At 36.8% G+C, this 11668-nt stretch carries 12 protein-coding genes and 3 tRNA genes; 5 read left to right on the plus strand and 10 right to left on the minus strand.

Features of this window, described 5'->3' with window-relative positions; translation table 11 throughout:
• Window positions 1-44: 44 nt before the first annotated feature.
• The 4 genes from AAGD70_RS00295 to AAGD70_RS00310 form a co-directional block, all read right to left on the minus strand.
• Window positions 45-419 carry a hypothetical protein gene (locus AAGD70_RS00295; protein ID WP_065094380.1) on the minus strand — a complete coding sequence of 125 codons (375 nt, stop codon included), beginning with the start codon at window positions 417-419 and terminating at the stop codon, window positions 45-47.
• A 123-nt stretch (window positions 420-542) separates the two neighbouring features.
• On the minus strand, window positions 543-857 hold the full coding sequence (locus AAGD70_RS00300) for a hypothetical protein (protein WP_065094379.1): 315 nt from the start codon (window positions 855-857) through the stop codon (window positions 543-545).
• A gap of 62 nt (window positions 858-919) precedes the next feature.
• Window positions 920-2446, minus strand: coding sequence for a magnesium transporter MgtE N-terminal domain-containing protein (locus AAGD70_RS00305; protein ID WP_065094378.1), 1527 nt, complete (start codon window positions 2444-2446; stop codon window positions 920-922).
• Between the two features lie 212 nt (window positions 2447-2658).
• A tRNA-Ala gene (locus AAGD70_RS00310) sits at window positions 2659-2734 on the minus strand.
• A gap of 320 nt (window positions 2735-3054) precedes the next feature.
• On the opposite strand from AAGD70_RS00310, the gene AAGD70_RS00315 reads away from it, so the two are divergent.
• Window positions 3055-3127: transfer RNA gene (locus AAGD70_RS00315), tRNA-Lys, on the plus strand.
• Window positions 3128-3146: 19 nt separating this feature from the next.
• Window positions 3147-4400, plus strand: coding sequence for an NADH-quinone oxidoreductase subunit NuoF (gene nuoF / locus AAGD70_RS00320; RefSeq protein ID WP_065094377.1), 1254 nt, complete (start codon window positions 3147-3149; stop codon window positions 4398-4400).
• 28 nt (window positions 4401-4428) lie between these two features.
• On the opposite strand, the gene infC is transcribed toward nuoF, so the two are convergent.
• Genes infC through nuoI form a run of 5 tightly spaced genes read right to left on the minus strand, consistent with a single transcriptional unit; the run spans window position 4429 to window position 7739 of the window.
• Window positions 4429-4947: a translation initiation factor IF-3 gene (gene infC, locus AAGD70_RS00325; protein ID WP_065094376.1), complete on the minus strand. Its 519-nt coding sequence runs from the start codon at window positions 4945-4947 to the stop codon at window positions 4429-4431.
• A 12-nt stretch (window positions 4948-4959) separates the two neighbouring features.
• Complete coding sequence (gene thrS, locus AAGD70_RS00330; RefSeq protein ID WP_065094375.1) at window positions 4960-6861, minus strand: threonine--tRNA ligase; 1902 nt, start codon at window positions 6859-6861, stop codon at window positions 4960-4962.
• A complete protein-coding gene (locus tag AAGD70_RS00335) occupies window positions 6854-7141 on the minus strand; it encodes a hypothetical protein (protein WP_049973587.1) in 288 nt (95 codons plus the stop codon). The genes thrS and AAGD70_RS00335 overlap by 8 nt, the downstream gene beginning before the upstream one ends.
• Entirely contained in the window at window positions 7135-7257 is a 123-nt protein-coding gene (locus AAGD70_RS00340; RefSeq protein ID WP_255322257.1) for a hypothetical protein, read from the minus strand. Before AAGD70_RS00340 ends, AAGD70_RS00335 begins: the two co-directional genes overlap by 7 nt.
• Window positions 7257-7739 carry an NADH-quinone oxidoreductase subunit NuoI gene (nuoI, locus tag AAGD70_RS00345; protein ID WP_038199316.1) on the minus strand — a complete coding sequence of 161 codons (483 nt, stop codon included), beginning with the start codon at window positions 7737-7739 and terminating at the stop codon, window positions 7257-7259. The genes AAGD70_RS00340 and nuoI overlap by 1 nt, the downstream gene beginning before the upstream one ends.
• A gap of 222 nt (window positions 7740-7961) precedes the next feature.
• Here nuoI and mnmE point away from each other — a divergent pair, with 222 nt between their 5' ends.
• The 3 genes from mnmE to AAGD70_RS00360 all read left to right on the plus strand — a co-directional run bounded on the left by mnmE (window position 7962) and on the right by AAGD70_RS00360 (window position 10826).
• Complete coding sequence (gene mnmE / locus AAGD70_RS00350; protein WP_065094374.1) at window positions 7962-9506, plus strand: tRNA uridine-5-carboxymethylaminomethyl(34) synthesis GTPase MnmE; 1545 nt, start codon at window positions 7962-7964, stop codon at window positions 9504-9506.
• Between the two features lie 47 nt (window positions 9507-9553).
• Window positions 9554-9641 (plus strand) — tRNA-Ser (locus tag AAGD70_RS00355).
• A gap of 168 nt (window positions 9642-9809) precedes the next feature.
• Entirely contained in the window at window positions 9810-10826 is a 1017-nt protein-coding gene (locus AAGD70_RS00360; protein ID WP_065094373.1) for an NAD(P)/FAD-dependent oxidoreductase, read from the plus strand.
• A gap of 540 nt (window positions 10827-11366) precedes the next feature.
• On the opposite strand, the gene AAGD70_RS00365 is transcribed toward AAGD70_RS00360, so the two are convergent.
• Window positions 11367-11558 (minus strand): hypothetical protein, encoded by a 192-nt coding sequence (locus AAGD70_RS00365; RefSeq protein WP_156517971.1) that lies wholly within the window; start codon window positions 11556-11558, stop codon window positions 11367-11369.
• Window positions 11559-11668 lie beyond the last annotated feature (110 nt).

Consider the following 11668-nt stretch of genomic DNA (forward strand, 5'->3'; position numbering starts at 1 on the left):
TATGTAGAGAGAGTCACAGCCTAGAGACTATTACTCTTTCCAGTTTAACCCCAATCTGGTTCATTAATGGTATTGTTTTCTAATTCCTCTACTTTTGTCTGTAAGTTATTCAGGCTCTGTACTAAACCACTATTTTCATTACCAACCTTTGTAATTAGCTCGTCAAGCTTACTCCTTTCTTCTGTTAGCATGTCATTTAATTGACTGATAGAGTTGCTATTGTTATGCAATACATCATCCAATTCAGGAACGAATTTCGTGTTCAGCTCTGCGATTAATTTATTTAAAGCTTTGTGGACATAACCAAGCTGCGCTGGATTTCGCGCAACTGTTTCATCATAACCTTTAGGTTTGGTGTTAACTTCTATTTTGCTTATTACTTTAAGTTCGCTTTTGCTTTCTTGTTTACTATTATTCATGCTAACTCCTATAAAAAATTATAATTTTAAAATCAATTCAGCTACATTGAAATGGTATGTGAAAAAAGTAATAGCCCACTGGGCTATTACTTTTTCTTATTTTTGCTAATTATTAGCTATTTTCTATCCTAGTGGATTTAACTCTGGAGAAAAAAAGGTGTTGGGATTTGTTATGTCAGAATCCGTGAATGAATCTACTTCATCTCTCAATTTATCGATTTTCTCAATTAAACCTGAATCTTTATCACCAATTTCCTTCTTTATTGTAGATAAGTGCTGTGTGGTTTGGCTTACTACATTATTGATATGTTTTATTATGGAATTGACTGATCCTACAAATGTCGAAGTTTGTACCATCCCTTTAGTTCCTGATATCTCTTTTAATGGTGTCTCAATTAACTCCACATTAAATTTTTTATCTTCTGTTAAATTACTCATACTTATTAACTCCTTAAATAATAATATTAAAAATAATGTTATTCATTATCTTCTGTAATCTGCTAAACAGATATGGAGTAATCCTGAACAGTATAAGCATCATTACTGTTAAGGTAATACTCTTCATTTACTACAGAAGAATGTTGATAGCTAAATTGATTGGGGTTAACTATATCATCACCTTCCAGCAATTCCTTAAGTTCTTCAAGTTTTTCTTTCATTTCCTCTTGTTTCTTGTTTTGTTCATCAAACTTCTCTTTTAATGCATCAATAATAGCTTTGGACTGATCCTTACTGCCAAGATCACCAATCACAGCTGTTACTTTCTCATAAGGCAGCTTGTGAATAATATCTTTAAGCTCTTCTGCGCCTATGTTATCCAAAAGTTCTTTAAACTGCTCATTAGACATATTGTGAGCAAAAGCTTGAAGTTTTTCTGGGTTGTCAGCTAAAGACTTAATGATAACCTGAATCCTATTAGAATCAGTTAAATCTTGAGCAATTAATTCGAGTTTCTCATGATCAAGCTTATTAACTAAGTCTTTCAGTTGGTCTTCTTGCAGACTATTTACTAAAGCTTTCAACTGATCACCTTCTAATTCTTTGGAGAGTATTGTCAAGTGGTGCTCAGCCAAGTCTTTTGCAAGCACTGTAAATTGCTCGTCATTTAAAGTTTTAATAAGTGCTTTGAACTGATCCACTTTTAAGTGAGGTAAAATTTCTTTTACTTGCTCTGAATTTAATTTTCTCACTAGAGCTTCAAGCTGAGTATCATTTAAAATAGGAACAATTATTTGTAACTTTTCTGGATTTAGTTCCTGAGCGAGGGTTTTTAGCTGGTGATTGGTTAGATGATCCACTAAAGCTTGGAGTTGTTCATCTGTTAAGTTCTCTGCTAAGGCCTGCAACTGGCTTGAGCTCAGTTCAGGAATTATTTTTTGCAGTTGCTCGTTACTAAGAGTATTGGCAAGAGTTTTTAGTTGGTCGTCTGTTAGGCCCTGAATAAAAACTTTGGTAAACGTGCTTGATAGCAACAGTAGCACATCTCTTATATGTCTCTCACCGTAGTATAACATAATGTCTTGTAATACCTTATTGTCAGGTGAATCGATTATATTTCCTGCCTCGTCTGAAAAATAATATTTATTGTTGCCAGTATCTGAATCTTCCCATGTTACATATTTGTATTCCAATTTTTTTGATTTAATAGAACTGCTACACATAGTTTTGAAAGGCTGCACAAGCTCTCTTGTATATGATAACTTAGCCAACTCATTACCGTAATATACAAATGTATGGTTACTTTTTACATAATCTAAGTTAGAATCACTTTTATAATCTTTGGCTACCAGATTTCCTTCATTTTCTTCCTCCAGACATATGTAACTGTCTAGGCAAGAACTGCTGCAAAGTTTTATAGGCAATAAGCCTAGTACTACATCGTTTTTATCATCCAGCGATACAAGCTCAACTTTTTTAATAGGCATTGTAGGATCATTACCTTCAGGCCACTTTATCCTTGTAGTCGGGGTTTTTCTAAACACCTCTTTTCCAGGTATCATCTTAAAAACATGCTTTTTTCCACTCATAGGCGTTACCAATAAATTAATTGTTAGTATTCTAACATTTATTGATTAATTTATTGTTAAATTGGTATATATTACAATTGTAATAACCAACATTACTTGTGTAGAGAAAAGTTACGAAAAGAAATAGAGATTTTCAGGGAAGTAGTATAAAATCCTCATAGATTAAAATAAGCTGCTTTGACAGGTTTTGTGGCGGCTAGAGCTGTATAGACTGGTGGAGGCAAGCGGGATCGAACCGCTGACCTTCTGCGTGCAAAACAGATGCTCTACCAGCTGAGCTATACCCCCAGGTAATTCTTGCTTAAAGCATAAATCACTCAGGCTGAAATGCAAGAAATATTTATCTATTAGGCTATTGCTAAATAGTGTACAAATTCTGCAGGGTGTACACACTTCTCTATTTTTTTGTCTCCTTAGCGTTATACGTCACACCATCCAAATAAATCTGTGAACTGAAAATTAACAAGAAGTTTTCCTTTAAAAATTTTTTAACTAAATTATCACTAACGCAGTATATTATATAATTTATTTAACCACACATGAAAATTTTAGTTTGATTAAAACGGATAAAAACTGTATTGATGTTTAGTATAGCTGAAAAATGAAATGATCCCGTAGCTCAGCCGGTAGAGCAACTGACTTTTAATCAGTGGGTCACGTGTTCGAATCGCGTCGGGATCACTCACAAATTTTGAAAAACATGCTAAAAGAACAAGACAAAATATTCACCAACCTAAATGGTAAAGGAACTCCACTACTTGAGGGTGCAAAAAAACGTGGTAGCTGGCAAAAAACAAAGGAGTTACTGGATTTAGGATCAGAAAAGATCATTGATGAAGTAAAGAAATCTGGTTTGAGAGGTCGAGGGGGTGCAGGATTTTCCACCGGCCTTAAGTGGAGCTTTATGCCCAAAAATCTCCCAAAAGCATATTTAGTAGTCAATGCAGATGAGTCAGAACCTGGTACATGTAAAGATAGAGATATATTGCGATATGAGCCACATAAGTTACTTGAGGGAATTCTCCTGGCCAGCAGAGCGATCAGCGCATCAGTTGCGTATATTTATATCAGGGGTGAATTTTATAATGAATATTTAGTTCTAAAAAAAGCACTTGAGGAAGCCTATAAAGAAAACTTAATTGGAAAAAATGCCTGCAAATCAGGTTATGATCTTGATGTGTTTATCCATAGGGGTGCAGGAGCTTACATATGTGGAGAAGAAACAGCTCAACTTGAATCAATTGAAGGAAAAAAGGGCTTTCCTCGCATGAAGCCTCCATTTCCCGCAGGTGTTGGACTTTTTGGCTGCCCAACCACAATAAACAACGTTGAAACTATAGCCATGGTTCCAGATATTCTGAATCGCGGAGGAGAATGGTTTGCATCTCTTGGTAAACCAAATAATACTGGTACCAAGGTCTTTTGTATTTCAGGGCACGTAAACAACCCGTGTAATGTTGAAGAAGAGCTCGGAATTCCATTACGTGAATTAATTGAAAAATACGCAGGTGGAGTGCAAGGAGGTTGGGATAATTTACTTGCTGTAATACCTGGTGGGTCTTCAGTGCCATTAATTCCAAAATCTATATGTGATACTATTGAAATGGATTTTGATTCATTAAGAACTGCACAATCAGGGCTTGGTACTGCTGCTGTAATAGTGATGGATAAATCAACTGATATAATAGCTGCAATAGAGAGGTTATCACACTTTTATATGCATGAGTCCTGTGGACAATGCACACCATGCCGTGAAGGTACTGGATGGATGTGGAGGATTATGAAGAGGATGGTGGCAGGAGATATTAAGCCTGATGAAATAGATAAGCTGCTTGACCTTACAACTCAAATAGAAGGACATACAATTTGCGCGCTTGGCGATGCTGCAGCTTGGCCGATTCAAGGATTAATAAGACATTTTCGCCATGTTATCAAAGAGAGAGCGATAGTTTAACTTTACTTATACTTCTTAAGCCGTTTTGCTACTTAGCAACCAGAGCTAAAAAATATTGATTCCCTTCTCTTTTAGGTGCCAATTCTACCTTTGCAATATCTTCAGTGTCTCGAATTAGCCGTTCTAATTTTTCCAGTCCAACTTCAGTGTTTATAAGCTCTCTCCCTCTAAATCTCATTGTGACTTTAATTTTATGTCCGTGGGCAAGTAAGTCTCTTGCTTGACGCAATTTTGTTCCGTAATCGTGATCACCAATATTGGGACCCAGTTTAATTTCTTTTATAGTTAATGTTTTTTGTTTCTTTTTTGCTTCACTTGCTTTCTTTTTTATATCATACTTTTGTTTGCTATAATCCAGAATTTTACATACTGGAGGGGTTGAATCAGGTGCAATTTCTACCAAGTCTAAACCAACACCCTGTGCAAGCTCCAAAGCTCGTTCTATTAGCACGATTCCGACCATTTCACCACTATGATCAACTAAGCGTACCTCCTTAGCTGTGATGAATCCATTAATTCTGTTTTTATTGTTCTTTTTAACTTGCAAACTTTAACTCCCTTAATTCAAATTAATACTTTTTAACAACAATTCAATAGCCTTCTCCAAAGAAAAAGACTCCTGTCTTTCCGATCCTAAATTTCTTACTGACACAGTTTTACTTGTAACTTCATTTTTGCCTACAATCCACAATATAGGAACCTTGTTTGAACTATGCAAACGTATCTTATAACTAATTTTTTCATTGGTCAAATCAGTCTTGACTCTCACACCTTGTTCTTTTAAAATATTGCTAATTTCTGTGGCGTAATCGTCAGCTTCATTTGTAATGGTCAGAATAGCAAGTTGCGTTGGAGCAAGCCAAACTGGAAATTTTCCTGCATAATTTTCTATCAAAATTCCGATAAAACGCTCAAAAGTCCCAAGAATTGCCCTATGTAACATGACAGGGTGATGCTTGTGCCCATCTGCCCCTATATAAAAAGCTCCCAGACGTTCTGGTAAAATGAAATCAACTTGTAATGTTCCACATTGCCAATTTCTGCCTATTGCGTCTTTCAAAACGAACTCTAACTTTGGACCATAAAATGCACCTTTACCAGGGCTCAGTTCATAACTCAAGCCCGCTTCTTTAACGGCTTCAAGCAGCGCTTTTTCAGCTCTATCCCACACTTCATCATTACCTGCTCTAATATCTGGACGGTCTGAAAATTTCACAAAAATTTCATTGAATCCAAGCTCTGAATATACTTCTTTTAAAAGGTCACAAAACTTTATAGTCTCAGAATTCACTTGTTCTTCCATACAAAAAATGTGTGCATCGTCTTGCGTAAAACCACGCACTCGCATCAGTCCGTGCAATGAGCCTGAGCTTTCATTTCTATGGCATGTGCCAAACTCTGCCATACGTATTGGTAAATCACGGTAGCTCCTGGTGTGAGAATTAAAAATCTGCACATGACAAGGACAATTCATGGGTTTTATTGCTAACTTTTTATTCTCAGATTCGTCAACAATAAACATATTTTCACGAAACTTATCCCAATGTCCAGATCTTTCCCACAGCTCTTTACTTACTAAAATAGGAGTTTTTACCTCAAAATAGCCATTATTTATTAGCTTCTTTCTGATGTAAGACTCAAGAACATTATATAGAATATATCCTTGTTCATGCCAAAAAACCTGCCCAACAGCTTCCTCTTGGATGTGAAATAAATCCATATCCTTAGCAATTTTGCGGTGATCACGTTTTTCTGCTTCTTTGAGGCACTCAAGGTAAGCGTTTAATTCATCCTTATTTCTCCATGCTGTGCCATATATTCGCTGCAACATTGGGCCCTTTGCATCACCTTGCCAGTATGCACCCGCTACTTTCATAAGTTTAAACGCTTTAACTCTACCGGTTGATGGTGAGTGCGGACCACGGCATAGGTCTACAAAATCGCCTTGTCTATAAACAGTTAGGTTTTCACTCTCTGGTATGGATGAGATAATATCAACCTTGTATTTTTCGCCTATACCACTAAAGAAATCAACTGCTTGCTTGCGAGTCCAAACCTCTCGAACAAATCTGTGATTACTTTTTACAATCTCTTTCATTTTCTTTTCTATTGCAGCCAGATCATCCGTAGTGAAGGTACGATCTGTAGCAAAATCATAGTAAAAACCGTCCTGAATTGTTGGGCCGATAGTAATCTGAGTATTAGGAAATAGCTCTTTCACTGCCTGCGCCATTATGTGAGCAGCATCATGCCTTATTATATCTAAACCCGCTTCGTCACTCAGTTGTATTACCTCTATCTCTGTATCAGATTCAATTTCACGTGAGAGATCATATAACTCACCATTTACTTTCAATGCAACTGCTTCCTTTAAAACATTCGGCTGTAGTATATCAAAACCAGTAACTTTACCACTGTATTCTTTTACTTTTTGTTCGGTTGAAAAAGTAATCCTAACCATAAATAAACCTATACGGACATGTAGCTTGAAGGCGGTTTGCTTCTTCCAACGGTGTCATCCCAGTGTCACGCACATAGCCATACGAACATTCATTTTCGAAGGTAAATTGCACAGCAAATGGTGTCATTCCAGTGCTTGACACTGGAATCCAGCTTTTTTGTAATTTCATTGAAAATGTTGTATAGTGTGCTTGTTCACAATCAATTTTACTGGATCCCAGTGTCAAGCACTGGGATGACACCTTTGTGTTTGAGGCAAAACAGGCTATAACATTTAACATACTGCCCTCGCAAACAAATGTTCGTACAGTTGTGTATCAGCTACTGGGATGACACCACCCCTAGTGGGCACTGCCCCTAAATCATAATGGATAACAGGGTTATAAGCTCTGAACATTAATAATAAGGCCTATTCTTTTTTAACCTGAGTGCAATTGCGTCTTCCCAAACTTCACCATTACGCAATAACTTTTCTTTATTGTACATTAGCTCCTCTCTTGTTTCAGTAGCAAATTCAAAGTTAGGACCTTCAACAATTGCATCAACTGGACATGCCTCTTGGCAAAGTCCGCAGTATATGCATTTTGTCATATCAATATCATAGCGCGTGGTGCGGCGACTACCGTCTTCTCTTTCCTCTGCTTCAATAACTATTGCTTGAGCAGGGCAGATAACTTCACATAATTTACAAGCTATGCATCGTTCTTCACCGTTTGGATACCTACGCAACGCATGCTCACCACGAAACCTTGGACTTAAAGGGCCCTTCTCCATAGGATACCTCAAAGTAACCTTTGGCTTAAACATATATTTTAATGTAATAACAAACCCTTTAATTAACTCTACAAAAGACCAGTACCAAGCTAATTTCTTGAGCATAAAATATTTAAAACTTGTGTCAGTCATTATAAATCATATTATCAGTTTTCAAAATAAATATTTTCACCTGGGTGACTTTTACAGCTTTTCTATATAATACATTCACTAGTATGATAGTACTGCATTAATATAAACTAGCAAGATAGATAAAAATTTTGAATATTTTCAAATTAGGTATTTTGGTTTCTTAAGTGTAATATTGCTAAGTAGTTTATATAAATAATGATAAACACAAATGAAACTATTTTCGCTTTGTCGACCGTATTTGGTAAGTCAGGAGTTGCAGTAATCAGAATTTCAGGCAATTACGCGCTTAAAGCTTTAAATCATTTTCATATTAAGAAAGAAATTAAACCAAGATTTGCTACTTTAGTTGATCTATATGATGATTCCAGTCAATTGATAGATAATGGAATAATCATCTATTTCCCTGCTCCAAACAGTTTCACTGGCGAGGACGTTATAGAGTTACAAGTGCATGGAAGCAAGGCAGTTATAAAAATCATCTTGGAGGAATTATCAAAAATTTTCGTTATGGCCAGGCCTGGAGAATTCTCACTTAGGGCTTTTCTAAATGGTAAATTTGACTTAACTCAAATAGAAGGGATTGCAGACTTAATTGATGCTGAGACGAAAATGCAAGCTAAACAAGCGATTAAGCAGATATCAGGAGAATTGGAGAGACTATACAGCAATTGGAGGCAAAGATTAATAACGATACAATCCAAAATCGAAGCATATATAGACTTTCCAGAGGATGTTTGGACAGAAAAAAATGAATTGGAAAAAATTAATAATGAAGTGCGAGCTCTTGTGCGGTTGATACAAGAGCATTTAAATGATAATAGACGGGGTGAAAGGTTGCGTGAGGGTTTACATGTTGTAATAACTGGTAAACCAAATGTCGGTAAATCAACTCTGTTTAATTTCTTAGCCAAGCGTGATATTGCTATTGTTTCTGAATATGCAGGCACAACAAGAGATATACTTGAAGCTCATATTGACATTGGTGGATACCCAATCATTCTCTCTGATACTGCTGGAATTCGTGAGAGTTCAGATCCAATAGAATCAGAAGGTATAAGTCGAGCGAAAAAGAGGTCTTTTGAAGCTGATTTAAGAATAGAACTATTTCCTTTTGAACAACGACACGATGTCAATTATCAAGCCACAGGCAATATACCATCTGTAGTACCAGTGCTTGACACACAACTATGCAAATATTGTAATCAACAAACGGTGTCATCCCAGTGCTTGACACTGGGATCCAGATATAAAAATACTTGCAAATTATGCAATAGACAATGGATTCTAGAAACATGTGCTGAAAACAATGTTCATGATGAGATAAGCTGGATTCCAGTGTCACGCACTGGAATGACATCAGACCAAAATGACACCATTTATGTTCTGAGCAAAGCTGACAATGCAGTTAGTGAAAAAAATATACTGGTTGGCGATGTAGATTTTCTACCTATTTCTATTTTAAAGGGAATAGGTACAAACAAGTTGATCTCCCTCATAAAAGAGAAGGCAGAGGAGAAATTTGGGCATGATAGAGACACTCCTGTGATTACTCGGCAAAGACATAGGAATCACATGAAGAAGGCACTGGAACATTTACAACGTTTTAATATCGATAATCCAATTGAGTTGATATCTGAAGACTTGAGGCTTGCTGCATTTGAACTTGGTGCGGTGATTGGAATTATTAATGTTGAGGAAATATTGAACAGTATATTTAGCAACTTTTGCGTGGGCAAGTAAAGCTTTTATAGATTGCTTAAAATCAAATGTTGTGATAGAAAAGAAATGGACGGATGGCCGAGCGGTTTAAGGCACCAGTCTTGAAAACTGACGTACGTGATGAGCGTACCATGGGTTCGAATCCCATTCCGTCCGCACAGCATCTCGCTATGCTAGCTGATTTTTAGAGCTTATTTGGACTATGTGGTTCATAACGCTGGAAATCTTGTCTAATCTAGCCACATCTTTTAAAAATACATCCCTTTGTAAATTGACCTTGTTAGCAAAGAAAGCTAATATCTATAAATAGATCACCATCTGAATATGGAAACCGATATCGTAATAATAGGTGCAGGGCCTGTTGGAATATTCACTGCTTTTCAAGCGGGAATGCTTGATATGAGATGTCATATAATAGATGTTTTGGATCAAGCAGGAGGACAATGCACAGCTCTTTACCCAGAAAAGCCAATATATGATATACCTGGTTATCCTGTAATTACTGCCCAAAAATTAATTGAGCGACTAATGGAGCAAGCTTCACCATTTGGGCCTGTTTACCATTTAAGTCAAAAAGTGGAAAAGATTTCAAATAACGAAGGTGAAAACTTTACTATCATAACGAACATAGGTACAGAGGTAAAATGCAAAGCCATTATTGTTGCTGCAGGTAACGGAATGTTTGAATCTAACCGTCCACCCTTAAGTGGTATATTAGAATATGAAAATAAATCTGTATTTTATAGTGTAAATAAAATTTCCGATTTTCAGGACAAAACTATAGTCATTGCAGGGGGGGGTGATTCTGCAGCTGATTGGACTGTAGAACTTTCTAAAGTTGCAAAGAAAATTTATGTGATACATAGGAGAAAGGAATTTCGCTGCACTCCTGAAACTAGAAATAAATTAGAATCACTTGAAAATGATGGAAAGATAGAACTGGTAGTGCCATATCAATTACACGAACTAGCAGGAGGTAATGGGCAGTTGAGCGCAGTGATAGTAAAAAACATTGCCTCTAAGGAAGAAAAAGAAATATCCGCTGATTTTTTGCTGCCATTTTTTGGACTGTCAATGAATCTTGGTCCAATAAACAATTGGGGTATACAGTTAGAACATGGCCGCATAGTTGTTGATCCGGCTACCTTAAAAACCAGTAGGGATAGAATATATGCAATCGGAGATATAGCTACTTATTCAGGCAAACTAAAGTTAATATTAAGTGGTTTTGCCGAGAGCGCAATGGCTTGTCATGACATATACAAAGTAATCCACAACTCTCCAGTCAATTTTCAATATTCAACTTCAAAGGGAATCCATGGAAAAGAAAAACTTGCTTGACACCCTTCGCCGGCCCCCTTATCATGACAGTGAAGCTATTGTATTTGCTTTCGCCAATCTGCAGATTAAAAGGTAAGGATTACTTAATGTATCGGCGTCTTATGTTCAATTTTTTGCAGTATATAGATACTGTATGTCTTTACAAAACTTCATCTACATCTAGATTTTTATCTAAATAAGCTGAACGCGCTTACAAAGCGTTACAAGACATCAAAAAATGCCAATACTCGACAAAGATAGTAAAAGACTAGCTAACTCGGGGATTCTTTGTCTTTTTTTCTGCTTGGTAAATTTCTTAAACACTTGCAGCGTAGGTTAGTTGTAATTAAAAGCAGCTTAATCTCGCTTGTCAAGCGTTTAAAACATAAAAAACGCCAATATTTTAAAGCGGATAATAACCACGGGGCTTCTTTTGCCTTTTTTTTCATTTGGTAAATTTCTTAATATTTATGGCTTAGGTTAGTTACAAATTAAGAGCAATATTCATGGAAATGGTGTCATTCCAGTGCTTGACACTGGAATCCAGTTTTCCATATAATCTCATCGAAAACGTTTTTCTATGCTAGTTTGCTTGTTTACAAGCAAACTTTCCTGGATCCCAGTGTCTGGGCACTGGGATGACATCGTAGAGGCACTGGCCTGACAACCGTCATCCCGCTGCTTGTTAGCGGCTTTGAGATACCGCGAATGAATCGCGGTATGACGGTTCGCAGCGGTATAGTAACTCGTCATCCCGCTGCTTGTTAGCGGGATGACGGGAAAAGAGGTGCTGGGATGACAACCCTCATAAAGTGAAATGAGATCCCGCTAACACGTAGCGGGATGACGAGAAAGGGGCTACT

This window comes from Wolbachia endosymbiont (group A) of Nomada flava, from assembly GCF_964027055.1.
Lineage (GTDB): Bacteria > Pseudomonadota > Alphaproteobacteria > Rickettsiales > Anaplasmataceae > Wolbachia > Wolbachia pipientis.

Excerpts from the sequence above, each read along its gene's own strand:
- AAGD70_RS00295 (WP_065094380.1), bottom strand. The coding sequence starts at position 419 with ATGAATAATAGTAAACAAGAAAGCAAAAGCGAACTTAAAGTAATAAGC.
- AAGD70_RS00300 (WP_065094379.1), bottom strand. The coding sequence starts at position 857 with ATGAGTAATTTAACAGAAGATAAAAAATTTAATGTGGAGTTAATTGAG.
- AAGD70_RS00305 (WP_065094378.1), bottom strand. The coding sequence starts at position 2,446 with ATGAGTGGAAAAAAGCATGTTTTTAAGATGATACCTGGAAAAGAGGTG.
- nuoF (WP_065094377.1), top strand. The coding sequence starts at position 3,147 with ATGCTAAAAGAACAAGACAAAATATTCACCAACCTAAATGGTAAAGGA.
- thrS (WP_065094375.1), bottom strand. The coding sequence starts at position 6,861 with ATGGTTAGGATTACTTTTTCAACCGAACAAAAAGTAAAAGAATACAGT.
- AAGD70_RS00335 (WP_049973587.1), bottom strand. The coding sequence starts at position 7,141 with ATGTTAAATGTTATAGCCTGTTTTGCCTCAAACACAAAGGTGTCATCC.
- AAGD70_RS00340 (WP_255322257.1), bottom strand. The coding sequence starts at position 7,257 with ATGTTCAGAGCTTATAACCCTGTTATCCATTATGATTTAGGGGCAGTG.
- nuoI (WP_038199316.1), bottom strand. The coding sequence starts at position 7,739 with ATGCTCAAGAAATTAGCTTGGTACTGGTCTTTTGTAGAGTTAATTAAA.
- mnmE (WP_065094374.1), top strand. The coding sequence starts at position 7,962 with ATGATAAACACAAATGAAACTATTTTCGCTTTGTCGACCGTATTTGGT.
- AAGD70_RS00360 (WP_065094373.1), top strand. The coding sequence starts at position 9,810 with ATGGAAACCGATATCGTAATAATAGGTGCAGGGCCTGTTGGAATATTC.
- AAGD70_RS00365 (WP_156517971.1), bottom strand. The coding sequence starts at position 11,558 with ATGACGAGTTACTATACCGCTGCGAACCGTCATACCGCGATTCATTCG.